This window comes from Caulobacter henricii (assembly GCF_001414055.1).
GTDB lineage: Bacteria > Pseudomonadota > Alphaproteobacteria > Caulobacterales > Caulobacteraceae > Caulobacter > Caulobacter henricii.
This window is the reverse complement of record NZ_CP013002.1, coordinates 2,708,673-2,733,783: the sequence shown is the minus strand read 5'-3', so window position 1 is coordinate 2,733,783 and position 25,111 is coordinate 2,708,673. Positions and strand designations below refer to the sequence as shown.

At 65.0% G+C, this 25,111-nt stretch carries 20 protein-coding genes; 9 read left to right on the top strand and 11 right to left on the bottom strand.

Going from position 1 to position 25,111, the window contains the following annotated elements; all coding sequences use genetic code 11:
• Nucleotides 1-71: 71 nt before the first annotated feature.
• Nucleotides 72-3,011 (bottom strand): TonB-dependent receptor domain-containing protein, encoded by a 2,940-nt coding sequence (locus tag AQ619_RS12805; RefSeq protein WP_062148211.1) that lies wholly within the window; start codon nucleotides 3,009-3,011, stop codon nucleotides 72-74.
• Nucleotides 3,012-3,618: 607 nt separating this feature from the next.
• On the opposite strand from AQ619_RS12805, the gene AQ619_RS12800 reads away from it, so the two are divergent.
• From AQ619_RS12800 to AQ619_RS12790, 3 genes are all read left to right on the top strand, one after another.
• Nucleotides 3,619-4,356, top strand: a complete 738-nt coding sequence (locus tag AQ619_RS12800) for a 2OG-Fe(II) oxygenase family protein (RefSeq protein ID WP_062148208.1) — start codon at nucleotides 3,619-3,621, stop codon at nucleotides 4,354-4,356.
• 69 nt (nucleotides 4,357-4,425) lie between these two features.
• Nucleotides 4,426-4,959 carry a hypothetical protein gene (locus AQ619_RS12795; protein ID WP_062151654.1) on the top strand — a complete coding sequence of 178 codons (534 nt, stop codon included), beginning with the start codon at nucleotides 4,426-4,428 and terminating at the stop codon, nucleotides 4,957-4,959.
• A gap of 149 nt (nucleotides 4,960-5,108) precedes the next feature.
• Nucleotides 5,109-7,565, top strand: a complete 2,457-nt coding sequence (locus AQ619_RS12790; RefSeq protein WP_166504237.1) for a zinc-dependent metalloprotease — start codon at nucleotides 5,109-5,111, stop codon at nucleotides 7,563-7,565.
• Here AQ619_RS12790 and AQ619_RS12785 read toward each other — a convergent pair.
• Entirely contained in the window at nucleotides 7,562-8,164 is a 603-nt protein-coding gene (locus tag AQ619_RS12785) for a helix-turn-helix domain-containing protein (RefSeq protein ID WP_062148203.1), read from the bottom strand. The genes AQ619_RS12790 and AQ619_RS12785 overlap by 4 nt on opposite strands.
• A gap of 153 nt (nucleotides 8,165-8,317) precedes the next feature.
• Here AQ619_RS12785 and AQ619_RS12780 point away from each other — a divergent pair, with 153 nt between their 5' ends.
• Complete coding sequence (locus tag AQ619_RS12780; RefSeq protein WP_236849472.1) at nucleotides 8,318-9,565, top strand: pentapeptide repeat-containing protein; 1,248 nt, start codon at nucleotides 8,318-8,320, stop codon at nucleotides 9,563-9,565.
• Here AQ619_RS12780 and AQ619_RS12775 read toward each other — a convergent pair whose 3' ends face one another.
• Nucleotides 9,566-10,753, bottom strand: a complete 1,188-nt coding sequence (locus tag AQ619_RS12775) for an acetyl-CoA hydrolase/transferase family protein (protein WP_166504236.1) — start codon at nucleotides 10,751-10,753, stop codon at nucleotides 9,566-9,568. It abuts the gene before it with no gap.
• Nucleotides 10,754-10,898: 145 nt separating this feature from the next.
• Here AQ619_RS12775 and AQ619_RS12770 point away from each other — a divergent pair, with 145 nt between their 5' ends.
• A complete protein-coding gene (locus tag AQ619_RS12770) occupies nucleotides 10,899-11,786 on the top strand; it encodes a TauD/TfdA dioxygenase family protein (protein WP_062148195.1) in 888 nt (295 codons plus the stop codon).
• On the opposite strand, the gene AQ619_RS12765 is transcribed toward AQ619_RS12770, so the two are convergent.
• Nucleotides 11,783-13,441: a M10 family metallopeptidase C-terminal domain-containing protein gene (locus AQ619_RS12765; protein ID WP_062148191.1), complete on the bottom strand. Its 1,659-nt coding sequence runs from the start codon at nucleotides 13,439-13,441 to the stop codon at nucleotides 11,783-11,785. The genes AQ619_RS12770 and AQ619_RS12765 overlap by 4 nt on opposite strands.
• 222 nt (nucleotides 13,442-13,663) lie before the next feature.
• The gene (locus tag AQ619_RS12760; protein ID WP_084746261.1) at nucleotides 13,664-15,721 is read right to left on the bottom strand and encodes a phytase; all 2,058 of its coding nucleotides are present in this window, start codon (nucleotides 15,719-15,721) and stop codon (nucleotides 13,664-13,666) included.
• A gap of 261 nt (nucleotides 15,722-15,982) precedes the next feature.
• On the opposite strand from AQ619_RS12760, the gene AQ619_RS12755 reads away from it, so the two are divergent.
• Nucleotides 15,983-16,324 carry a hypothetical protein gene (locus AQ619_RS12755; RefSeq protein WP_062148189.1) on the top strand — a complete coding sequence of 114 codons (342 nt, stop codon included), beginning with the start codon at nucleotides 15,983-15,985 and terminating at the stop codon, nucleotides 16,322-16,324.
• A gap of 268 nt (nucleotides 16,325-16,592) precedes the next feature.
• Nucleotides 16,593-17,093 carry a hypothetical protein gene (locus AQ619_RS12750; protein ID WP_062148172.1) on the top strand — a complete coding sequence of 167 codons (501 nt, stop codon included), beginning with the start codon at nucleotides 16,593-16,595 and terminating at the stop codon, nucleotides 17,091-17,093.
• On the opposite strand, the gene AQ619_RS12745 is transcribed toward AQ619_RS12750, so the two are convergent.
• The 6 genes from AQ619_RS12745 to AQ619_RS12720 form a co-directional block, all read right to left on the bottom strand.
• Entirely contained in the window at nucleotides 17,090-19,375 is a 2,286-nt protein-coding gene (locus AQ619_RS12745; RefSeq protein ID WP_236849471.1) for a CHASE2 domain-containing protein, read from the bottom strand. The genes AQ619_RS12750 and AQ619_RS12745 overlap by 4 nt on opposite strands.
• Before the next feature lie 3 nt (nucleotides 19,376-19,378).
• The gene (locus tag AQ619_RS12740; protein ID WP_062148168.1) at nucleotides 19,379-20,740 is read right to left on the bottom strand and encodes a FecR family protein; all 1,362 of its coding nucleotides are present in this window, start codon (nucleotides 20,738-20,740) and stop codon (nucleotides 19,379-19,381) included.
• Nucleotides 20,737-21,573 (bottom strand): response regulator transcription factor, encoded by an 837-nt coding sequence (locus AQ619_RS12735; protein ID WP_166504235.1) that lies wholly within the window; start codon nucleotides 21,571-21,573, stop codon nucleotides 20,737-20,739. Before AQ619_RS12735 ends, AQ619_RS12740 begins: the two co-directional genes overlap by 4 nt.
• A gap of 275 nt (nucleotides 21,574-21,848) precedes the next feature.
• Nucleotides 21,849-22,208 carry a DUF6481 family protein gene (locus AQ619_RS12730; protein WP_062148163.1) on the bottom strand — a complete coding sequence of 120 codons (360 nt, stop codon included), beginning with the start codon at nucleotides 22,206-22,208 and terminating at the stop codon, nucleotides 21,849-21,851.
• Nucleotides 22,209-22,312: 104 nt separating this feature from the next.
• Entirely contained in the window at nucleotides 22,313-22,522 is a 210-nt protein-coding gene (locus AQ619_RS12725) for a cold-shock protein (RefSeq protein WP_062148160.1), read from the bottom strand.
• A 369-nt stretch (nucleotides 22,523-22,891) separates the two neighbouring features.
• Nucleotides 22,892-23,251, bottom strand: a complete 360-nt coding sequence (locus tag AQ619_RS12720; protein WP_062148157.1) for a hypothetical protein — start codon at nucleotides 23,249-23,251, stop codon at nucleotides 22,892-22,894.
• Nucleotides 23,252-23,501: 250 nt separating this feature from the next.
• Here AQ619_RS12720 and AQ619_RS12715 point away from each other — a divergent pair, with 250 nt between their 5' ends.
• Nucleotides 23,502-24,092, top strand: a complete 591-nt coding sequence (locus AQ619_RS12715; RefSeq protein WP_062148154.1) for an RNA polymerase sigma factor — start codon at nucleotides 23,502-23,504, stop codon at nucleotides 24,090-24,092.
• Complete coding sequence (locus AQ619_RS12710) at nucleotides 24,056-25,042, top strand: FecR family protein (RefSeq protein WP_062148151.1); 987 nt, start codon at nucleotides 24,056-24,058, stop codon at nucleotides 25,040-25,042. The genes AQ619_RS12715 and AQ619_RS12710 overlap by 37 nt, the downstream gene beginning before the upstream one ends.
• Nucleotides 25,043-25,111: the final 69 nt, after the last annotated feature.

Sequence of the window (25,111 nt, the reverse complement as noted above, 5' to 3'; positions counted from 1 at the left end):
CGGGACGGGCCAGATCTTGCTTCTCCAGCGCTTTCCCGGCCGGGCGCCGAAACGCCCGGCCAGGTCAGGTCTTAGTAACGCAGACGGGCGTTGATGAAGAACGTACGGCCCAGGACGTCGTAGGCGGCGGGATAGCCGCTGTTCGACGGCGAGGCGTTGCCGCCCAGGATCGGATAGGCTTCCTGGGTCAGGTTCTTGACGCCGCCGGTGAAGGCGACGTTGTCGTTGACTTCCCAGTCGCCCGACAGATCCCAGTAGTTCTTCGCGCCGATACGCTCGACCGTGTACTTGGTGGCCGGAGCGTCGTCGTTCACGTCGTCCAGGTGGTTCCAAACCAGGTTCATGCCGAACTGGTTGAACTTCCAGTTGACGGCCGAACGCAGCTTGTGACGCGGGGTCGGGTTGCCGCAGCGGGTACCGAATTTGTCGGCGCACTTGATCGGCGTCGAGATTTCGTCCGGCGTCGTCGTGCTTTCCCAGGTGTTGGTGTACAGCGAGCGGAACGACAGCGAACCCCAATCCGGCAGACCGAGGTCTTCCAGGGTGGTGCGGTAGGTCACGCCGACGTCGAAGCCCTCAGTCTTCACCGTGGCCACGTTTTGAGCCGTCAGCGAGATGAAGTCGATCGAGCCGTTGGCAAGGCGACGGATGGCCTGGCAGTAAGGCGAAGACGGGTTGCCGTTCACAAGCGCGCCGTAGCAGACGTTCATGACGTTCGAAGCGCTGCCGCCGAAGCTGGCGATGGCGTCCGTGATCTCGATCGAGAAGTAGTCACCGGTGATCGAGAAGTTCGGCAGCCACGACGGGGTGTAGGCGAAACCGTAGGTGATGGTCTTGCCTTCTTCCGGACGCAGGTTCGGATTGCCGCCCGACAGGGTCTGGGTCTGCTGGTTGGCATTGATCACACCAACGGCGCTCGCCGCGACGCCCGAATTGATACAGGCCTGACGGGTAGCAGCGTTCGGGGTGGCGCGAGCCGAGCAGTTGTCGGTAGCGGTCGGGAAGCCGTTGCTCTGCGGAGCGTAGAGTTCGCCGACCGACGGAGCGCGGATTGCCTTGTTGTACGAGGCGCGCAGCAGCAGGTCTTCGAAGGGCTTCCAGGTTCCGGCCACCTTGTAGGTTTCAACCGGGTCCGGCTGGGTGGTGTAGTCCGACACGCGGCCGGCCAGTTCCAGGTCTAGTGACTTGACGAACGGCAGGTCCTTCAGCAGCGGAACCAGCACTTCTGCATAGGCTTCATAGACGTCGAAGCGACCCGAGACAGGCGGGCTGGCGTTGAAGCCGGTCAGGTTGCCGGTGGCCAGATCCTGGCTGGGGTTGAACGAGAAGTCTTCAGCGCGATATTCGCCACCGACGGCGAAGCCGATCGGGCCGGCCGGCAGGGAGAACATGTTTTCGGTATCACCGCTGATGGTGAAGCCGGCGTACAGTTGCTCATAGTCCTGCGACGAGTTGATGCGGGTCTTGATGAAGTTGGCGGCAGCCGCCGACATCGTGCCCTGGCCGAAAATGTTGACCGGAACGCAACCGCCCGACGGATCGGCGCAGGCCGTGCCGGCGGCGTTCAGCAGCAGGCCCTGCTGGATGCGGACCAGGCTGGTGTCGCCCAGCAGCGAGTTGCTGCCGGCGGTATTGCCATACTGGAAGTAGCTGTCGAAGCCGCCGTTGATGGCCTCGATGTCGCCCTTCAGGCCCAGCTGGACCTGGAAGCCGGTGAAGTTGAAGCTCGAGACGCGCGGGCCAACGTCGCTGAGACGCTTGTTGAACACGCCGGTGACGGTTTCGAACAGGCCGTCGCCGTCGGTGTCGACGTCCGTATAGGTGCCGGTGGCCCAGGGGCTGCTGGCCGGGATCGAATAGGCCGTGCTCGAACCCATGCTGTTCAGGGCGGTCTTGGCCGCAGCGGTCAGGAAGGGGTTGTTGTCGAGGCTGAAGCGGAAGATCCGGTTGCCGACCGGGGTCGGAGCCAGCTGGGTGACGACGCGGCTGCTGACAAAATTGCCCTTGGCATAGGCGGTCAGGCCCGGCTTGATTTCGTAGCTGGCCAGCGAGGTGACCGAGAAACGCTCTTGCGGGGTCTGGACGTAGTTGACCGGGGCAAAGTTGTAGGTGTCGTTCGCCGAGTTGTAGAGGCGGATGCCTCCGTCGTTCAGGAAAAAGCCCGAGTTGGCAGCGAGGTTGGCAACGCCCGGCAGGGTGATGAACCGGCCAGCGACGAACGGGTCGACGCGGCCCGGCTCGATGGAGCCCGAACCCGACGGCACCAGGCCGGTGCGGGTCGCGTTATCGCCCCAGGCGCGGCTGAGCATGCCACCGCGTTCGCCCTGGGTCAGGGCTTCGCGCTTGTTGTAGCCGAGGCTCAGGACGACATTGCCCTTGCGGTCGGCGAAGTTGGCGCCGAAGGTCACGTCGCCCGAATAGATCGGGGCTTCGCCGTCATCGGTGGCCTGATAGCCGGCCGAGACTTCCATGCCTTCGAAGTCGTTCTTCAGGATGAAGTTGACGACGCCGGCCACGGCGTCCGAGCCGTAAACGGCCGAGCCGCCGCCCGACACCACTTCGATGCGCTTGATCAGCGCGGGCGGGATCAGGTTGAGGTCGACGCTGCCGGCCTGGGTGGTCGGGGTCTGACGCTTGCCGTCCACCAGAACCAGGGTGCGGTTCGAGCCGAGGCCGCGCAGGTTGACGGTGGCGGTACCGTTGCTGCCGTTGTTCACCGTCGAGGTGATGCCGGGGACGGCTTGCGGCAGGGTGTTGAGCAGGTTCTCGGTGTTGACCACGCCCGACTGCTTCAGTTCCTTGTCACCGACCGTGGCGACGGGGCTCGACGAGACCAGGTCCGGACGTGCGATGCGCGAACCGGTGACGACGATTTCTTCGACCTGCACGGCTTCTGCAGCAGCGGGTGCGGTCTGGGCAAAGGCGGGCATGGCGATGGCCATGGGCGCAATCGCGCCGCAGAGCACGGTAGTCGCCAGCAGGCGTTTCCGGGTGGACAGCGGGTTAAACATCAAACCTCCAACATAATTTTTTTTGCGTCGTCTCGGTTTGATCCAAGTCATGACGCCCCCAACCCGCGGCGTGACCGACGCGAATTGGCTGGGAGAGTGACGTCTGATGAACCTGGGTCAATCTTTCGCAATGCGCTCCTGCAACAATTGGCCGTCTGTGTAGCAAAAGTGACGCATGTGATTGCGTCTTGGCGGCCCGGCGCCCGAATTTCTACCTAGTTGCAGGCGAATTCTGGAATAGTATACTTGGGGTAGTCGCGAAATATTTCGCGTTCGAAACGCCTTAAAAGTGTCAATATTCCGACACGTTTCCTGCGAACGTTTGGCGCTCCCATGTTCAGGCCGCTACGAACTTTAAAGATCCTGAAATGTTTTCGCTAAGGTCTGACCGCGATTGCTGGTGCAAAGAGGCCGCAAACCTCGATCCGGGGCGCGCATGGGCTGTAGGGCATGACTTGTTCTATCGGACTCTGCCTGTGCTGCATCAAACTTTTTGATGGCCTGACCACCTTGGTCGCGGGTTGTGTCGCGGATCAGCCATCTGTTACGGGATGCGCGTCAGGCGCTTTTTGCCGCCGGAGAACCCCCTTTTGCGCCGGTTTGCCCCATGACCACGACCCTGCCGGTGATCCGGATCAATCCGAGTCTCGACCCAGCGCCGTTCGCGGCCGCCTTCCAGCGGGACGGCGTGGTGCAGATTCCTATCTTTCTGGAGCCCGCAGACGCCGAGAGGGTCGCCGGGGTCCTGGCCGGACTGACCTGGAACGTGGTGGCCCCGGACGAAACCTCCGAGACCCTCGTGATCAGTCCGCAGGTCATTCAGAAGTTCGGCGAGGCCCAGGTTCGTCAGTTCCTGCAGGGAGCCCTGAAGCGGGCTTCTCGGGGGTTCTCGTTCATCCACCTGTCCTACGCCCTGCAGGACGAATATGCCCGCGATCCGACAGCGCCCATCCATCAGGCCACGGCGTTCCTGCAAAGCCGGACCTTCCTGGATTTCGGCCAGGCGGTGATCGGGAGCGACCAGGTCGATGGCGTCCGCGTCCAGGCCTCGAACTATCGGCCGGGCGACTTTCTCACGCTGCATGACGACAGTCACAAGCGCGATGATCGCCTGGCGGCCTTTACTTTGGGCTTCACCCGCGACTGGCGACCGGACTGGGGCGGTCAGCTGCTGTTCCATGACGTCGAGGGGCAGATCGAGCGCGGCTTCATGCCCGGTTTCAATGTTCTGACGCTGTTTCGCGTGCCCCGCGCCCATTCGGTCGCGCCGGTCGCGGCCTATGCCGCCACCAAGCGCCTGTCCCTGACCGGCTGGCTGGTGCGCGACGCTAATCCGTCGGCCTGATTTCCAAAGATGCGCTTGCCCGGTTCGCCCTGGGCGCTTCCTATGCATCGGTTCAAATTGTGGGGTCGCATGAAAACCTGGTCCAAGCTCGCCGTGCTGGTTCTCCTGGCGGTGCCGATGCCGGCGGTTGCGGCTGATGCCTCGAAGGCCGCGACGCCGGCGGTCTTGAAGGCGCTGTTCGACTGCCGCTCGATCGTCGCCGATACCGAAAGGCTGGCCTGCTATGATGCTGCGGTCGGACAGGTCAACAAGGCCGAAAAGACCGGCGAGGTGATCATCGTCGACCGGCAGCAGGCCCGGGCCGCCCGTCGGCAGGCCTTTGGTCTGGAACTCTCGGCCCTGTCCATCCTCGACCGCAGCGAGGAGAAAACGGAAGTTGACCGGGTGATCGGCGAGGTCGTCAGCGCCCGCCAGGGCGCCGATGGTCGCTGGACCATCGTGCTGGCCGATGGCGCAGTGTGGAAGCAGGTCGACGACTCCATCCTGTCCAAGAACCCCAAAAAGGGCTCCAAGGCCGAGATCCGCAAAGCGTCGATGGGCAGCTATTTCATGAACATTGACGGCCAGCGCGCGGTGCGCGCCCGCCGCGCGGATACGCAATAGCCAGGTCCCGCCGGGACAGGATGGTTCTGGCCGAGGTGAAATTCGTCGGCCCCACTGGCGCGCGGCGCGCGCGGGTGAAAGGATTTGTCCAACCGTAAGCCGGGGCGAGAGTCGCGCGCCAAGCCGGATGTTTGACCTTGGGGGCCTTCATGAAGTTCGGATCCGTCAGCCGCGCCGCCCTGGCAGCGGCCCTGGTTTTCACGGCGGCGTCGCCGGTTCTGGCTGCGGCGAAAGACAAGCCGCCTGTCGCCGATGCTTCCCTGTCCGGGACCACGCGTCTGGACGGCCTGCTGCCGGTTCACATCGACAAGGCCAAGGGGCGGATCCTGCTGTCCCTGCCCAAGCCGGATTCCGACGGGGTCAGCGGCCGCTTCCTCTATGTCGCGTCCCTGCGCACAGGCCTGGGCTCGGCGCCGGTCGGTCTAGATCGCGCCGCCCTCGGCGACACCCAGGTTTTGGTCTTCCGCCGGATCGGCAAGAAGGTCATCGCCGAGTATGAGAACCCCAAGTTCACCGCGGTCGGTGCGCCCGCCGCCGAACAGATCGCAGCGCGCGAGTCCTTCGCGGTCTCGACCGTCTGGGCCGGGGAGGTGGCCTCAGAGACGCCGGACGGACGGATCCTGGTCGATATCTCCAGTTTCCTGACCCGTGACGTGATCGGCGCGGTGGATGCCCTGAAACAGGCCGGTGAGCCAGGGTTCAGACTGGTCTCCGACCTGTCCGTTGCGGATCCGGCGGCGGTCAGGGTCTTCCCGGAGAACATCGAGCTCGAAGCCCGTCAGACCTTCGCCTCTGACACGCCCGGGCCGGAAACCCGCAACATCGCCCCCGATCCCAAGCTGATCACCCTGACCGTTCGTCATTCGCTGGTGAAGCTCCCCGAGCCGGGTTTCGTGCCGCGCGCCTTTGATCCTCGGACCGGGACCTGGGGCGTGGTCGGACTGGACTATGCCGTGCCGCTCGGCGACGACATTGTCGGTCGGTGGGCGCGCCGGTTCCGGCTGGAGAAGACCGATCCGACGGCGGCGGTCTCGACCGTCAAGAAGCCGATCGTCTTCTATGTCGATCGCGCTGCCCCGGAGCCGATCCGCTCGGCCCTGGTCGAGGGCGCGGCCTGGTGGGCCAAGGCCTTCGAGGCGGCGGGCTTCAAGGATGCCTACCGCGTCGAGGTCCTGCCCGAGGGCGTCGATCCACTGGACGTGCGCTACAACGTCATCAACTGGGTCGATCGCGCGACCCGCGGCTGGTCCATGGGACAGTCGGTCTCTGACCCCCGCACAGGGGAAATCCTCAAGGGTTCGGTGATCCTGGGCGCGCTGCGCGTGCGCCAGGACATGCTGATCTTTGAGGGGCTGGTGGGGGCCGACCAGATCGGCAAGGGCGGCCCCAACGATCCGATCCTGGTCTCTTTGGCGCGGCTACGCCAATTGTCCGCCCATGAGGTCGGCCACTCGCTGGGCTTTGCTCACAATTTCGCCGCCTCGACCCAGGACCGCGCGTCGGTCATGGACTACCCGGCGCCGCGAGTGAAGGTGACCGAGGGCAAGATCGACCTGTCCGACGCCTATGGTGTGGGCATCGGGGCCTGGGACCGGTTCACGGTCGACTGGCTTTATGGCGAGGCACCCAAGACGACCCTGGCCGCCAAGGCCGCCGCCAACACCCTGCGGTACATCACTGACAGCGATGCGCGGGGGCCCAATTCAGGTCAGCCCTGGGGCGCGCTTTGGGATGACGGCGCAGACTCGGTCGCGGAGCTTCGCCGCATGATCGGCGTGCGGCGCGTCGCCCTCGACCAGTTCGGCCTCAACGCCCTGAAGCCCGGCGAAACAGTCGAAACCCTCAAGCGCAAATATGTGCCGATTTATCTGCTGCATCGCTACCAGGTCGAGGCGACGGTCAAGCAGGTGGCAGGCATTGAGTACAGCTATGCCGTCAAGGGCGATGCCGGTCAGGTCGCGCCCCTGGTGGCCGCCGATCGGCAGCGCGCCGCCCTGGCGGCCCTGATGGCGACCCTGGCTCCGGCCGAGCTCGATACGCCGGAAGCCCTGATCCCGCTTCTGTCCGGCGGTCAGTCGGGCGAAACGGATCGCCAGCACGTCATCGAAGTTTTCGCCGGCATGGGCGGGCCGGTGTTCGATCCTCTGGTGGCTGCCGATGTCGCCGCAGGCCTGGCTCTGGACCCGCTACTGGCGCCGGACCGTCTCGCCCGGCTGGTCGATCAGCATCGCCGCGACCCGAACCAGCCCGGTGTCGGAGAAGTGGTCGACACCCTGCTGGCCACGGTTTTTGCGCCGGCGTCCGGTCGCCAGGCCGAGATTGCCAGGCGCGTGCGCTGGCGCACTGTGCTGAACCTGGCCGCTGCGGCCCGGGACGTGAAGCGCTCGCCCCAGGCTGCCGCAGAGATTGACCTGAAGCTGGCAGACCTGGCGACCCGCCTGAAGGCTGCGCCCGGGGCGGATGGGTCTGACCGCGCCCTGAACCTGCGTTTGGCCGGGCTGATCCGCAACGCCGATGAGATGACGAAGGTTCTGGGCGAGGCACGCCTTAAGCCCGAGACTCCGCCCGGCATGCCGATCGGTGACCTTGACCCCGGGATGAACTAGGCGGGATCTGAAGGCGCGCCGCGCTGCAGCACGCTGGGCGTTCCGACATAGAGCAACAGCGCCTCCTGGTCGGAGCGGTTCTCGACCGTGTGCGGGGCCCGCGCATCAAAGTGCATGCTGTCGCCGGCCTTGAGCACGGTCTGGATGTCGCCGGCCCGGGCATGAAGTTCGCCCTGGAGCACATAGCGGAAGTGCTCGCCATTGCGGGTATCGACGGGAAAGCAGTGGCCGGGCGGAATGCGCATCAGGACGGCGTCCAGCTTGCGGTCCGGCAGGGCCGATGACAGGTCGTAATAGGTGACCGGCGAAGCCACGGCGATCTGGGCTGGATTGTCGGCCCGGCGAACCATGTCCTGAGCCTGGGGGATCTCCATGAAATAGGAGACCTCGACCTGCAGTCCCTTGGCCAGGGCCAGCATCGACATCAGGGACGGTGTCGTCAGGTCCCGCTCGGCCTGGGAAAGGAAGGGTTTGGACAGGCCCGACCTTTCGGCCAGTTCCTGCAGGGTCAGGCCCAGGGCCTTGCGCCGCGACTTGATGCGGGCACCGATATGGGGGCGCCGCTTCTTCTGGGGCTCAGTTTTTCCTTCGAGAATCATGGGTCCATGTTTCCAGTGCGGACTTGTCTCGCGCCAGTGGTTTCGACCGCATGACCAACCGGCCAGGTCAAACTCGCCGGTGGACCGAATTTAAACCCTTTGATCCCATGCTCCCGACCAGACGAGCCTGGCCTTCGCCGCTCGGGAGATTGGGTGCCAGTGGTCGCCAAGCCGGTGAAGCCTACGGAGCGAATCCGCGTCAATCAGCGCGAGGCCGAGCTCATGGCTGCGGCTCACGCCTGGTTCGTGGCGCGCAAGCCGGGCGGCCGGCGACTGGTTCTGCGCTTCGCGATCATGGAAGATGTCGATCTTTCGGGGCGCGACCTGAGCGATGCGGATCTGACCGGCAGCACATTGATCCGGTGCAAGTTCGATCGCGCGCGGCTGGTTCGGGCCTGTCTTTTCGGGGCGGATCTGCAGGCGAGCAGTTTCGTCGGTGCCTCCCTGGCCAATGCCGACATGCGAGGTGCCAGGCTCAAGGGGGCCAATCTGGCGCATGCCAACATGACCCAGGCCGATCTTCGGGCGGGCCGCATCGCCATTTCCGATGAAGACACCCAGTTTGCCGTCCTTCGCCACAAGGTCTCTGCCGGTCAGATGGATGGAGCCAATGTTTCGGGCGCGGTGCTGCATCAGACCCGGCTGGATGACGTCTCGGCGGCGGCGGCCGACTTTTCGGACTGTTCCATGCGCGGCGCAAAGCTGGTCGGCGCCAATCTCAAGAATGCGCGCTTGCGCGGTGCCGTCATCGACAATGTCGATGTGCGAGGAGCCAATCTGGAAAGTGCGGATTTCAGCGATGCCGTCCTCACACGCGTCGACCTGACCCAGGCCCGCACCATGGGCGCGGTCATGGACCGATGCCTCTGCGATCCGGACGCGGAGGCCAGCGCGCGGGCGGCCCAGATCTTTGTCAAGCTGGCAGCCCATCGCGAATGGGTGACCTCCGGCGGCAAGTCTGGCGAGGCTGCGGTGCTGGATGGCGAGGACCTCCGGCCCATGGTCGAGATGGCCGGCGCATTCCTGACGGCGGTCAGCGCCAGGAACGCCTGTCTGGCCGGCATGGATCTTCGCCGGATATCGCTGCAGGGCGCACTGCTGGAGGGTGCGGATTTCCGGGGCGCGGACCTGCGTGATGCGGATCTGCGGGGCGCAAACCTGAACGGCGCAACCCTGAAACAGGCCGATCTGCGTCGCGCACAATTGAGCGCTCTGCCCTTCAAGGCTGACCGCGAAAAGCCCACGGAGCTGACGGAAGCCTGTCTGCGCTATGCCGATCTGCGAGAGGTTGGGTTCGGCGAGACGGATCTTTCCCGGGCGGACCTGGAGGGGGCCCGGCGCACAGAGCTTCAGGATGGTCCGGATAGTGCCGGTCCCGATCCCAAGGTTCTGGAACTCTAGTCAGACGCCACGGTGCCAGGCCCTTTGGAGGGCAGTGCGATGATCGGGTGCCGCGATCTCGATCAGGGCCATGGCCCGGGCTTCGCCCTGCAGGGGCCGCAGATCGACTGCGCCATGTTCCGTCACGACGATGCCGACCTCGGTGGCCGGCAAGGTGACAGGCACTGACAGGCGTGGAACGATCCGGCTAAGGGCACCACCTTTTGCCGTCGAGCCGAGGGCGATGATCGGCAGCCCGCCGGGCGAGCGGCTGGCACCTTCAATGAAGTCGGGCAGGCCGCCTGGACCCGAGATCGCCTCGCCGTCCACCCATTCGGCATTGACCTGACCCAGCAGATCGACCTCGATCGCCGAATTGACCGCGACAAGGGCCGGGATCTCGCCCAGCCGTTCGGGATCGTGAGTCTCGAGCGCCGGGGCCATGGTGACGCCGGGCAGGTCGGCGGCCTGGGCATAGAAGTCGCGCGAGCCCAGCAGGCTGCCTGTCCTGATATGGGCGAAGACGCCCTCCCGGATCAGGCTCGCCACAGGATCGCAGATCATGCCGCTATGCAGGGAAAGGCCCTCCTTGCCGGAAAGTCCTGGCCACAGGGCGTCACCCAGCCGGCCTATGCCGGCCTGCAGGGTCGCGCCATTGGGGATCATCCCGACGACATGGTCGATAATCTGGCGTTCGATCGCCCCGGGCAGGCGAACCCCATAATCGGCCAGGGGCGTGTCGAGCTCGATCACCTCGTCGAAGACACTCAAGGGCACAGTCGGTGACCCAGGCAGGCGCGGCATGGACGGATTGATGACCCCGATCCGAAGGTCGCATCGGTCGAGCGCTGTTGGCGGAAAGTCGGCTGTCGTGCCGAAGCTTGAGACACCCGAGGTGTCGGGCGGGGTGATCATGAACAGCCCCGCTGCATAGCGGGTCGCGGCCACCCTGCGGGCAAAGCCATGATAGGTCAGAGGGAGGCGCTCAAACCGACCGACAGCCGCGATCGACCGCCAGGCGGGCGACATGAACGGGCCGGCCATGCGGGCGCCAGGTCCCAGGCTGCTCCAGTCCGAAGTGTTGACGCCGGGGATGAAGCCACCCTCGAAGGTGGCTGAAAGCAGGGGTACCAGCCGTTTGGACAGCTTGGCGGCTGCAAACGGCTCTGCCGCCGAGGCGCTGACAAAGACGCGGGTGTCAGATGACATGGTGGGCATGGGCCTCGTTTGGACTGGCCCGGTATAGTGGATCGTCCCCGCCTAGGAGAAAAACTTCGTTGAGCGGAATGGGGGGCGGCGTAGGCTCGAGGCAAGGACAGGCCGTCAGCATGGACGGCGCTCCGGGAGGACCGTCATGAACGCCCACGCCCCCATCGCTGCGACCGAAACGCCTGACTATGCCGGCCTGACCGTGACGCCCGTGAGCACCGTGCTCGGCGCGGAGATATCCGGGCTGGACCTGCGCCAGCCCCTGTCGCCCGAGACGGTCGCTGCGATCCGGTCGGCTCTCCTGCGCCACAAGGTCGTTTTCTTCCGCGACCAGGACATCAGTCACGAAGACCATGTCCGTTTTGGCCGCTATTTCGGCGATCTTGAGGGGCATCCGGTCACCGCCCACGTGCCCGGATTCCCGGAGATCCTGCACATCGAAGCGGCCGACGGCATGAAGCTGCGCGAAGAGATCGTGCCGCTCGTCCGCGCGGCCAACAAGTGGCACACCGACGTGACCTTCCGGCCCGCACCCTCCATGGGTGGGGTGTTGCGGGCTCGACATCTGCCCCCTCTGGGCGGTGACACCCTGTTCGCTGATACGGCCGCCATCTATCGGGACCTGCCCCAGGCCCTGAAGGACCGGTTGGCGGACCTGACGGCCGAGCACGACATCCTGCAAAGCTATGGCTATCGCGTCGACCAGGCCAAGCGAGACGAGTTGCGGGCCGCCCACCCGCCGGCGGTCCACCCTGTCGTCCGGACCCACCCCGAGACCGGCGAGAAGCACCTGTTCGTCAACAAGGTTTTCACGACCCGGATCCTCGGGCTGCCGGAGGATGAGGCGCAGGCGCTGCTGGCCGACCTGCTCGATCGGGTGAAGACGCCCGAGTACCAGGTGCGGTTCCGCTGGACGCCCAATGCGATCGTGTTCTGGGACAATCGGGCCACCCAGCACTATGCCATTCTGGACTACTGGCCCCAGGAGAGGATCGTCGAGCGCGTGACGATTGTCGGCGACGCTCCCTTCTAGCCGAAGATCAGCCAGTCGCCGGTCAGGGACGTAACGCTGAAGCCTGCCAGGATGATCTGGTCGCCACCGCCGAGGTCAATGACGGTGTTCAGTCCACTCTGATAGACCGTATAGGCCTGACCCGCATCCAGCTGGATGCGGTCGCCCTGGGCGCGGCTGAAGTCGGTGATCAGGTCCGATCCTGCGCCGGTGAAGCTGTAGAAGATGTCTGCCCCGGCACCGCCGGTGATGTTGTCGGCACCGCGGTCACCAGCGAGCCAGTCATTGCCATCATCGCCGGACAGGACATCATCGCCCTGACCGCCGCGAACAATGTCATTGCCCGCGCCGCCATAGCAGACGTCATTGCCCAGATTGCCATAGACGATGTCGTCACCGGCATCGCCGAACAGCTGATCGTTGTTCTGGCCCCCGACAACCCAGTCCGTGCCATTGCCGCCATGGGCCTCGTCGTTGCCGATATTGCCGTTGATCTGGTCGAAGCCATCACCGCCGGTGATGGTGTCATTGCCGTCATTGCCGTCCAGACGATCGTCGCCGGCGAGGCCGTTGATCACATCGTTCCCGGCTTCGCCACGCAGCCAGTTGCCGAGTGAGTTGCCGGTAAGGGTGTCTGCACCCGACCCGCCGCGGGCATTTTCGATTTGGGCCCCCATGGCCACGGCCACATTGCCAACCAGCCCTCCGACGTCCGAGAAGTGTCCCTGGCGGATGTCGATCAGTTGAGGGTTGGTGTAGCCGGAAAAGTCGAAGGTATCCGTGCCGCCGGCATCCCAGACGGCGAATATCACCTTGGTGCTGGCGCTGGAAATCTCGAACCAGGGACGTCCGGCATTTGAATTGAAGCCGTAGGTCGTATCGCCGGTGCGCGTTGTCACATTGACCCCGTACTCCGCTTGGGCGGCGGCGATGTCGTCGAGTTGTGGGGCCGAAGCATAGCGGCCTTGATAGTTCGCACCCGTATTGCCCTCACTGAAATAGCTCATCACCGTGTACTGGCGAGAGTCCTGATAATATTCGGCATTGGCTGCGTAGGTGAAATCTGTGCCGTCGGCTGCATCATAGTCAGAAGGGTGGCTCAGGCCGATGGCATGACCAATTTCATGCACGAGGACGGAACCGCCGTAATTGTTGGCGGTCGGCGTCGCATTATAGCCCTTCGAGACATTGACCCAGACGTCGCCTGATCGCGAGCTAAAAGCCGGATTTCCCGGCAGGTAAGCGAAGGCCGTCGCGCCGTCGACCCCGCTCGAATAGTTGCTGAACAGGATGGAGGCGTTATTCGAATAGGCCTCCTCGCCAGTCGTACCTGATCCAATCCGGATAAAGGTAATGTTGGCGACATCCGACCAGGAGGTCAGGGCGAGCTCTGCCTGTTGAATTTGAGCCGCATTGAAGCGCGAGAACCCGACCGTATCGGTTGGCATGGTCGCCGGTTCTGTGGACCGGAAAGCATAACCAATGACGTAAGCCTCGCCGAGCGCGGAGGACCAGCCGGGCTCAAAACCCACTAGGGTCAATCCGGCAGTTTCGACCGTAAGGCTGGGCTTGCCATTGACCGTGACGCCACTTCGGGCGTCCGCGTTCAGATAGGACTGCGGAGTTTCCGAGCCCGTTGCGTCAAGGGGCTCAGACTGGGAGACATCAAACGCCATGGCGGCACCTACCCATGAAACACGTCCCCCGACCTTAGAAGAAAGCTAGCCGGGGCCACGCTTCGCCGCAATCCTGAACGCCTTGCGGCGTTTGGACACTGACAGATTGAGCGCCCGTTAAGGTGAACGGGGCGTTACTGCGGCTACTCGCTGGCTATCGCTTCCCAGCCTTGTGGCCTTGCTTTCAGCCAAAAGGAGTCACCTGGGCGATCGAGCTTGGGGCTATTTCAGACCAAGCTTCGCGGCGATTGCGGACCAGGGAACGAGCTTGAAGTTCTGGTTCTCGGGCGGTGAGACATTGCGACCGTCCTGGGCGATGAAGGCTCCCCCCTCGAGACCCGCGCCCAGCGAGGCGCTGGTCACCTCCAGGCCGTCGGTCTCGGAAACGCCGTCTATGCCGGTCTTGCCATCGGCATTGATCGCAAAACTGCCGACATAGGCGTTGTCGCCTTCGCGGCGGTACACGGCGTAGCTGTTATTGCCCTGGCTGGAGAGCACGAGGTAGCCCTTGCCGCCCGCCTGGGCATAGAGGCCAACGCCTTCAAGGTCGTCCTTGAGGGCAGGGTTGTCGCTGACGCGGGCGATCGCCTTGCGGGTCGCGCCGGATCTGGGCTCGGCCCCGAGTTTCCACAGGGCGAGGTCTTCTTCGGCGACATAGAGGGCACCGGTCTCGTCGTCGGCGACGCAGCCTTCGGTCTGGGTGTCGAACTTCAGGTCCCGAACCTTTTCGGCTTTCACTGTTCCTGCGGGCGTGGCGACCAGTTTCCACTGACGGACGCCGCCATCGGGATCGCTGATGAAGACGAAGGTCGCGCCCTTCCGGTTGCGATACATGCACAGGCCATAGGGGTCGGACAGGCCGGTGGGCTGAAGGCCGTCCGCGACGCTGGTCAGACGCAGGGTATCGGGATCGAAACTGTAGATCGCGATGGCCTTGCGGGTTCGGTCACTGGCCGTGACCAGGGTCACGTCCTTGCCGCCCAGCCGGAACCCGCTGCGCAGGTCGACATTGTTCAGCTTGCCGTCGGGCAGATACTGCAGGGGCTTGCCCTTGAGGTCATAGACGAGCAGGCCGCCCTTCTTGTCGGTCGCGATGATCGCACTTCGGGTCGGGTCCGTCGGGTGGACGAAGATCGCCGGATCGTCGGCGGCATCACCGCCGTTTTCGACCGGCTGGGTCTCCATGGTCGGCTGCACCAGGGCCAGTTTGTCCGGCGCAGAAGCCGGCGCTGCCTGACCCGGCGAGACCTTCAGGGCAGCGGCGACGTCCTGCCAGGACAGGATACGCGTATTGGCCCCGACCTTGCGGTCATCCGTAACCAGCAGCGCGCCGCCCGGCAGGCCCTGACCGACGGGTGCCCGCGCCCCGAACAGGCCGGAGGGACCCTCGATTGCATCGATCCCGTTGACCTGGATCCGGAAGGTTCCAAGGAACCGATCATCGGCATTGCGATCATAGACATTGTAGTCGCCGGCATCGGCATTGGCGGCGATCAGATAGTTGCCTTCGGTGCCACCGTTCAGGATGGCCAGGCCGCCGACTTCACCCTTGATCCGGCCCAGCCGGTTGATGTCGACCACCGTCGCCACGGTCTCGGCCTCGGGATCGGCATCATAGCGCCAGACGCCAACCGCCTGCTGGGCGACATAGAGGCGGCCGCTGGCATCATCCGCGACGCAGTACTTGGCTTCGGAGGACAGATGCAGGCGGCGCACAATGCGGCCATCCAGTTTTCCGTCAGCCGTGGGGTAGAGCAACCACTGGTCCAGCTGGCCCTCACCGCCCAGGGTGAAGGCGTAGAGCGATCCGTCGCGCGGGCTTTGATGCAGGCAGACGCCTTCGCCGGCATAGCCCAGCAGCAGTGGCCGGGCGTCCAGGGTCTGGGCCTGGCCCGTGGCGAAATCATAGGCCGACAGGCGGATGCGGCCCGCCTGACGATCCAGTACGGCCAGGACGGTGCGTCCGCCAATCTCGCGTGCATCCACACCATAGGTCTCGCCGCCGGCCAGGGCAGACTTGAACCCTCCGTCCAGGCCGTAGAACTCCAGCCCGCCCAGCTCACCGGTCGCGGCGATGATGCTGCTGCCAGGATCGACACGGTTGTAGAGCAGGGCGGCCGCATTGCTGCCGCCCTGAGCGGTGGGGACCGTTGCGCCCACCGGGGCGACGCTGATGCTCGGAGCCACATCGGCCTGGGTCGCTGTCTCGGCGCGGACCTGACCTGTGGTCATCAGGGCGATGAGGGCGCTGGCGGCGGCGAGCCGACGTCGGTGAGTCATGGAAGGCCCCTGGTTGGCGCGCGCGGCTTGGCGAGAAAACGGCCTTATCGCGATCGTCTGAGACGCCATCATGACAGCCGCCAGGATCAGCACGACGGAGCCTGCGGGCAGGCGGCGTAGCTCAGTGTTCGGCCCGCCAATCAGCCCTGTCATCGGGATGTGCCGGGAGGGCTTTGTAACGCTTTGTAAAATCGGGGGGTCCTGGTCTGGCGAGTGCTGAAGCGATGCTCTCTAACAGCCGGTAACGGTGGGGGACCGAAGATGAAGCCGGCAAAAATCAGCGTCTGGGTCGAAGAGGCCAAGGGCTCGAAGGTGGCCATACTCAATCCACTGGTCCAGGAAATCACCGAGGCGCTTCTGGCCCTGGGCGGGGCAGCCCATCGCGACATGGTGGTGGCCCTGGTCGCCAAGCGGCGCGGCATCTACCGACCGCCGGCCTCTCTGGGGCAGGAGCTCGACCTGGCCTTTTCCACCTATTGCGGTGCCATGGGCGTCCCGGGTTCGCATGGCCTGCTGCATCTGCCCTTCGGGCCGTCGAGCCGCCGTTGGGCTCTGACCGACCAGGCCCATGCGCTGCTGCGCAGTGGCGCGGAAGGTCCTTGAAGGCGGTGGTCAGAATGTCCCACAGGGTTGATCGCATAGGGTTTTTCCCTCAGCGACCACCGAGCTTGCGCTGGTTGTTGGGTTTTGTCCTGTCCGTGCTGGCCAGTCTCGGCCTATGGGCCCTGGTAATCTGGGGCCTTTGGACGATCCTTGGCCGGACAGCTCCGCTCTAGAACTCCACGCCTTGTCGTCGGATGACCTCGAACGGAACGGCCGCTAGGCTTGTCGACCGTCAGGAGCAGCGGCGAAGCGTAAGGGGAGGCATGACATGCGAAACTCGATCCTGAGCCTTCTGGCCGCCCTGACCCTGGGCGGGTGTGCCTCGGCCCCGGCTGTCGTCCGCGAGGGCAGTCTTTCGACCGTGCGTGGTCGCAGTCTGGCCTCGCTGGTCGGCCCTTCGTCAGCGGCCGATGCCGCCCTGGCAGGGTCGGTCCAGGCGGGGGTCCTCAAGCGCCTGGCGGCAGAGGGCATTGACGTGGCGGGGCGCGAGCCTCCGGCCTACCTGCTCCAGGTCGGCATCGGGCATTCAGCACCGGCCGTCGGCATCTCAAACCTTGCGGGTCCAAGCCTGAAGGAGACCGCTTGGCGCAGCGCACCCTCCCGCCCGGGTTTCTGGAGACATCGCGGTATCAGCCAGACGGCGACGGCTGTTGTGATTGACGTCGCATCAGGCCGTCCCGTGGCCTGGGCGACGGTGCGCTCTGACGATACGAACGCCGATGTCACGGCCGAGCGGCTGGCCAGGGCCTTAACCGCAAGCGCGCCTTAGTCCGGTCGGTACTCCGGAAGTCTGAGCGTAAAGGTCGCGCCGGCACCCGGCGCACTGCTGCAAAGCACGCCGCCGCCATGTCGCGCCGCAGCTGCCTCGACAAAGGCCAGGCCCAGACCAACCCCGCCAGCGGCCTCGGAGCCGGGGCGGTCAAACCGCTGAAAGGCCCTGAAGGCCGTGGCGGCTTCTTCTGCCGACAGGCCGGGCCCCTGATCGCTGATGGCGACATCGACAAAGCCGCGTCCATCGGCCTTGGTCGCGCGGACCGAAACCCCGATGTGAGAGCCCTCCGGGCTGTACTTGACGGCATTGCCGATCAGATTGACCAGGGCGCGGGCCAGGACACTGCGATCGCCCAGAACCATTTGCGGCGTGTCGCAGCCATCCTGTTCGATCTCGATGCGTCGCTGGCGACATTGCGGCCAGAGCTCGTCCACGGCCTCGGTCGCCACATCGCTGAGATCCAGCGGCTCCATGGCGACGGGCGTCACCTCGGCGCGCGCCAGTTGTACGAAGCCGTCCGCCAGGGCCAGGGTCCGGCGAGCACAGGCGGCGAGCCGCTCTGAAACCTCGTCGGGCAGGTCGGGCGTCGTGGCCAGCAGGGCCAGGATCGAGGTCTGGGGCGAGCGCATGTCGTGAGTCAGCAGTTGCAGGGCCTGCTCTCTCTGGCGCATCGCGGCCGTCAGGGTGGTGATGTCGGCCAGCCGCACGATCCAGCCGGCACTCTCCCCACGTTCGTCCCTGCGATAGACGCACTGGGACTGGTAGGCGCGGCCGTCGATCAGATGCAGGTCGATGGCGTCGATGCGCTCGGCTTCCGGCGGCCAGGACTCGTCAAAGCTCCGGCCGAGCGGCTCAAGGCTGTTGAGCAAGGATGCGGCGGAGGCACCGGCCAGATAGGGATGGTATCCTTTAAGCAGGGTCTGGGCGGCGGCATTGGCGGCGACCACGCAGCGCCGAACGTCGAGCACCAGGGTGGCGTCGGGCAGGCTGAACAGAGCGTCTGCCGAAAAGCGGCGCAGGTCCTCTATGCGGTGGATCGCTGCCCCCAGGCTGAGGGCCTGGCGAGCGACCAGATCGCTCTCGAAGCCTCCGGCAGGCGCTGTCTGGGCGACGGGCAGCAGGCGGCGCAATTCCCGGCCCAGCAGATCACTGACGCGTCCCAGTTGCCCCCATCCCCAGACCAGCGACACCGTCGCCAGGCCGAGCATGGTCGCTACGGGCGACAGCCAAATGCCCATTTGCCAGAACAGTCCGGCGCTCACGATCAGGGCCAGGGCCGACAGTCCGAGCACCAGCATCAGGTTGGCGCGCGGCGGCAGCACCAGCAATCCTGCCAGCAGCAGCCAGAGAAGACTCAGGCCAAAGGCGAGGCGGCTGCCCGCTCCGGCCGGTCGGATCATCGTGCCGCTGCGCAGCCCATTCAGGATGCTGGCCTGAAGCTGTACGCCCGTCATGCTGGCGGCATCCGGGGTGACGGGGGTCGGAAAGGCTGGACCAAGGCCGGGGGCCGTCATGCCGACAAAGACAGTCCGGCCGGCCAGAAGCTCGGCAGGGATCTCGCCCGCCAGAACGCTGGCGAACGACAGGCGCGCAAAGCGATCCGGACCGCCGGCGAAGGGGATCAGCAGACTGGTCTCGGCACCCCGGGTGATGTCGCGGGCGTCGATTGCGTGGGTGGCGCGATGGACCACTGTCATCAGGTCGGGATGCAGGTCTGCGCCCAGTGGCTCGAACGGCGACATGCGTCGGACGACCCCGTCCGTATCGAAGGTCACATGTACCAGGCCCAGACCGGCAGCGCCCCGGGCGATCTCGGGCCGAGGGCCTACAATCTGGGGTAGCGCGCTCTCGCCGGCACCGGGCTCAATGAATTGCGGCAGAAAGACCCGTCCCGACCGGGTAATGGCGTCGCCCAGGGCCACATCCTCGCCGGGCACCGCCGATGGCTGGCTGAACAGAACATCATAGATGATGGTTCTGGCTCCAGCCCGGGAGAGGCGGTCAATCATTTGGGTGTGGACGTCGCGCGGCCAGGGCCAGGCCCCCATGGCCCGCAGGCTGGGTTCATCGACTTCCACGACCAGAATCGACGGATCAACGGGTCTGGATGTGGCGCGCTGAAGCGCATCATAGACGATGTTGTCCAGGCGGGTCGTCAGGGGACTGGCGGTCAGGGCCCCCAGGGCCAGGCTGGTCAGGATCGCCACCAGCAACCAGACCAGTAGACGCCGGCGCGGCGCGGCTGACGCAGGCGTGGTCAGTCTCTCCGACGCGTTCAAGGCCTAGCGACCGATCTGCAGGGTCTGGATCGGCCCGACCTTCTCGGTGAAAGCGCCATCCTTGAATCGTACGGCACTGATCCTCCAGCCATAGGTGCCGGGTGCCAGATCGGTCAGGGTCAGTTGCGGCTCCGACAGGCCGGGCTGATCAATGATGGGCGAGGCTGTTTCACCGTCGGCAAACAACTGGAACCGATAGGTGCGGACCCCTTCGCCGGCGGCGCTCCAGCGGAACAGGAAGTGCCTGTGCTTTCCGGCGGCCTGCGGGCTCGGCGAGGCGCCGGGCTCCAGCACATCGAGATCGCGGTCGAAACTGTAGTCCGCAGGCAAGCCTTCGAGGCCGCCCTGATCGAGGGCGGTCAGGCGGAGAAAATAGGTGCCATTGGGCACTTCGCCGAACTCGGCCGTCGGGACCTGGGTGGTGGTCTGGGTTGTGGCCTCGGCGATCACGTCGATGAACCCGGCGTCGCGGGCCAGTGACAGGCGATAGGCGACGGCCTTGTCGACCGGCTGGATCTTGAAGCGGACGATGGCCTCGCTCTGTCTCTGGCCACCTTCGCCCAGTCTCGGCGCCGGGAGGAGCGCCACTGGTCCGCTGACGCCGCTCGGCGTTGCGCTGACCCCGAAGCCGGCAGGAACCGGCTCGCCGCCACCCGACCCCGAGGCCAGATCAACGCCAACCACGCCTTTCAGCACCTCGGTCTGGGCCTGGCCACCGGAGGGGTCCTGGCCGACGCGAAACTCCGTGCCGCGCACTGCCGAGATCGAGACCGGCGTGCGAACTTCAAACCGGCCACCCGGGCTGGTGTTCGGGGTCGCCGAAATTGTGCCGCGGCCCTGATCGAGGTGGAAGACCCGCTGGGGGGCGTTGTTGAGGAGGGTCTGTCGCATGCGCTCGATGCGCAGGCTGGTGTTGGAGGGCAGGGTAACGCGCGAGTCGTCGGCCATTTCAAAGGTGGCGAAGCCACCCTTGCCCGTGATCAGTCTCTGGCCCTCGACCAGAACCATGCCGGCGCGCGCCGGGGTGCGGGCCCCATTGGTTTCAAGGTCGACCTGGCCGCTGACGGCACTCAGGCGGGCACTGATGGGCGTGCTCTTGAGCAGCCGGGGGTCGATCTGCAGGGTCGAGCCGATTTTCAGGGCGCGGGGCCGGGCGATCTGATTGGCGGCCTGCACCAGCCGGTAGTCATCGGGCTTGTTGAGATAGGCGGAGGCCAGGCCGATCAGGGTGTCCCCCGGCTTGACCACATAGGCGACCGGTACGTCGAGGGGCGGCGCGGCCACGGCGCGATTTGCAGCAGGCAGCCAGAGACCGGTGGCGAGGGCGCCAGCGGCGACGAGAACCATATCGCGCTTGGACATCATGCTCGCAGGGCTCCGGGTCCGGCATTGGCCTCGGCTTGAGCCTGAGGGTTGCAGGCCTCAAGACGATAGCCGAAGCCGTAGACTGTGGTCAGCCGAAAGCCGTTGGCGGGCCGCAGCTCAAGCTTTGATCTCAGGCGTGAGACGTGGGCGTCGAGTGTCCGGGTTTCCAGATCAGGCCTTTGCCCCCAGATGCGCCGCAGGAGATAGTCGCGCGACAGGGGGCGGGCCAGGTTGTTGAACAGGATGACCGCCAGCTGAAATTCCTTGGGCGTCAAGGTTTCAACCCGCTCCGCCCAGCTGACCGTGTGCCCGCCGGGCTCCAGGCGATAGGGACCATGTTGTTCCACCTGGGGCGTGCTGGAAGGGCGATAGATCCGGCGCGCCAGGGCGTTGACCCGGGCCAGCAGAACCTGCGGCTGCAAGGGCTTGACGATATAGTCGTCGGCACCTGCGTTCAGGCCCTCAACAAGATCCGCCTCGATCGAGCGGCTGGTCAGGAGCAGCACTGGCGGCGGTGCTGTAGACATCTCGCCCAACCGACGCAGGGTCTCGATCCCGCTCAGGTCCGGCATGTTCCAGTCGATGATCAACAGGTCGAAGGTCTGGCGCCGGAGTTCGGACAGCAGGCGCTCGGGGTGGGTGAAGCTGACACAGTCATAGCCCACCGGGCCCAGAAGACCGGCGACCAGCGCATTGTGGCTCTCGTCGTCGTCGAGTAGGGCGACTTTCATGCCTTCACTTGCCAAGAGATTTTCGCGCGCCCCGGTTCTCTCGGGGCGCGCGGCGGGCGTCCGCCTGTCCGGTGGGGGGGATCCAGATGATCGTCCGCCCATGGGCAATACCTTGTTCAACGATGCGACGCGCTAGCTCAGGCGTGGATTTTACAATGGTTTACAGTCCGGTCGAGCCGGTTTGGAAAGGCCTTGAGTGGCAAGGGGGCGGCTGCTTTGCAAGCGGCGCGGCCTAGCTGCGATCCAGGCGTCAAAATTCACATGCCGGTCCTGCACTCTGATCCTGCGAGGCACCAGCGGCCCCCGCAACAGGGGTCGGCAAAAGGTAAGGTTCGGCAGAGGGCATTAGGCCTCTGCACGCTAGTCCTGTGAGGGGGCTAGTTGCGAGCCTTGCGGGCCGCATACTTGCTGTCGCGCTTGGCCTTGGCTTCGGCGGCCGAGAGGGCCTTGCGTTCCTTGGTAGCACCGCGCTTGAGGCTGAGAACGGCAGCAGCGCTGTCGGCTATCGCTTGCTCGGCGGCCTGGATCTTGTCGGCGGCCAGCTGGCGGGCGGCGGCGCGTTCATCGGCGCGGTCGGCACGAACCTGCTTGAGTTCCGCAGCCTTGGCGACTTCGCGGCTTTCGAAATTGGGATCGACCACGGCAGGCTTGGGCTTGAACTTCTCCAGCAGGGCCTTCTTGGCGTCGGCGGCGGTCTGGAGGCGGTTCGAGAAGTTGGTGCGCAGAGTTTCGTTCATAGAGCCTCGGATTGGGAAGGGGGGAGAACCCCGCCTGTCATTCGAGGTTGATCGTCAGGGCAGCATGGCTGAAGCGCGGGGCGAACCCCGCGCTTCGAATAGGCTTAGGCAGCTTGGAGCTGGCCGGCCGACATCTTGCCGCTGCGCTGGTCGCGCTCGAGTTCGTAGGACAGCTTCTGGCCTTCGTTCAGCGAGCCCAGGGTCGAACGCTCGACCGCCGAGATGTGCACGAACACGTCCGCGCCGCCGTCGTCAGGTTGAATGAAGCCAAAGCCCTTGGTGGAGTTGAACCACTTCACGGTACCGGTCGTCATGATGGTCACCTTTCAGGTGAAAAGGGACGCGCGGCTCGAGTTTAAGCCGCGTGATCAAATTTTCGGAGAGGATCGTGATGGGCTCGAAGCTCGATCCTAGGATAAAGCGTTGGAGAGCAATCGAACCAAATCGTCATTTAATACGGACACCATACCTGAAAAATATGCCGTACGCAATCTCTGTGGAATGGAAGAAAAAGGGGCCCAAAAAGGAATAAAAAAGGATCTGAAAAGAGATTTTCAGAAAGGCAAAAGTTCCGCCAATATTTTTGTATGGACCATAAAAATCTGGCGAAAATTGGATTGAAGTTCCCAGATTTTAGAGTTCATGGCCGCCGGTAGGCTGATAATTCAACCCAATGGGTGCGTTCAGGTATGGCCTGGGCCACGGGGTGATTTGGCGACGGCCGCTGCCCTCAGGGCCTTGGCCTGATCGGGAGCCACCTGCTCGAACAGCAGGGCCAGATGCTGTTCCCTGGCATGGTCGTTGTGCAGGTCCCAGGCGAGCGAGATGGGCAGGCGCAGGCGTGATCCACCGTCCAGGCGGACCACCAGGACCCGCCAGCTAAAGCCTTCGCCAGCATCGCCCAGCGGCTCCCTGAACTCCAAAAGCGCCGGATCGCGCAGGCGGAAATCCCGTTCGGGCTTGGCGTCGAACCAGGCCTTGTCGGCTTCAGCCGTGACATCGGCTGCAGGCGGGACAATCTTGCCGGAGAGGTTGCGAGCCATGGGTCCTGGAGCGTCCTTGATCAAAGTTGCTGCTTAGCAAGTCAGGGGGCGGGGCGCCATCGAGCCCTTTCCCGCCTCGCGCAGGATCGCTGATCTGCCGGGGCCGCAGCGGCTTCGAAGGTCCCTGTAGAGATCATTGCGGAGCGGGTCCGCAGCGCGGGCTGCCTGCTTCATTGGCCTATGCCCCAAATGGGGTCCTGGCCCGTTGCCATAAGTCACGGATCGGTCATTGTTGCCTCAGGGGGTAGGCATGGACGATCAAGACGAAGACCGGCGGGCCTGGTTCAGGCGGGAGATCCTGCCGCTTGAAGCCGATCTTCTGGCCTATGCGCGACGGTTTTGCCGCGATGGTGAAACCGATCCCGAAGATCTGGTGCATGACACCTTTGCCCGCGCCATTGCCTACAAGGCCTGGCGGGAAGTGCTGAATCCTGGAGCCTTCGCCTCGCGCATCCTTCGCAACACCGCTCTCGATGCCCTGCGCCGTCGCAAGGTTCTGACCATCACTGCGGTCGCCGATTTCGAACGCCTGGCCCTGGCCGATGAAGCGCCGACCCAGGAACAGGCTACCGTAGACCGCGACGAGTTGCGCCAGCTGCGGGAGGCCATGGCGGAACTGCCCGCTCAATGCCGACGGGTGTTCACCTTGCGAAAGGTTTATGATCTTTCGCCCCGGGAGATAGCGGAAAAGCTCGGCTTGTCCGTCTCTACGGTAGAGAAGCATCTCGTGAAGGGATTGCGATACTGTTCGGATAGGCTGGGCCGCAGTGGCGGCCGGACGAGAAAGGTCGAGGAAGAGCGTTCATGGCGCGTGAAGCGGGATCTCGGCGGGAAGCCGTAAGGCAGGCCGCCGCCCAGTGGGTGGTCCGGCTGGACGCCCCCGATTGCGCCCCGTCCGAGCGTGTCGCCTTTGAGGCCTGGCGTCAGCAGGGGGGCGAGTACGAAGCCGCCTTTGAACGTGAGGCCGCCGCCTGGGAGCGCATGGCGCGCCTGAGGGCTGTTGCACCCCGGATGAGCGCGGCCAATGCCGACCTTCTGGCACCGACCCGTGTGCGCTCTGTGTGGAGCCGTCCTGTCGTCTGGGCACGGGCTGCGGCGATCGTGGGCGGCATCGGCATTGCGGCCGCAGGCGTGATCTCCACGACGGCTTCTACAGCCTATGCCACGGCCATTGGCGAGCGGCGGGTGATCGTGCTCAGCGACGACAGCCGCATCGAGCTCAACACCAATAGCAAGGTCGTCGTTCGCTATCGGAACGGCGCGCGCGAGGTTCGGCTGGTCAAGGGCGAGGCCCTGTTCACGGCGGCGCGCGATGCCCGGCCGTTCGTGGTCCGCGCCGGCGACACCCGGTTGGAAGCCTCGGACTCCGTTCAGCTGGCCGTCCGGGTTTCAGGTCCCGCCGCGCTGGTCACCGTGCGGAGCGGAGCGGTGACCGTGGATCAGAAGGTTACGGAGACCGACTCCCGTCAGCCGGCGGGTGTGGCGGCGGTCTATGGCCCGGCCGGCGGGCGCGTGCAGCGGATCTCGACGGCCGACATCGACCGCGCTCTGGCCTGGCGTCAGGGTGCCATCGCCCTGAACGGCCAGACGCTTGAGCAGGCCGTCGCCGAGTTCAATCGTTACAATCGCCAGCAGATCTCCGTGGATGATCCTCGGGTGTCGGGACTGAGGCTGGCGGGATACTTCCAGAGCACTGAGCCCAACAGCTTCGTCTCCGCCCTGACCAACACCTTTCCAGTCCGCGCCACCCGTGACGCCGAGGGTTCGATCCACCTGACCCCCCGCGACTGAGGGCTTTGACCCTGGCCAAGGGGGTCGAGTTGAAACAAAAATTTCATCGACGCATGGCGGATCGCGCTG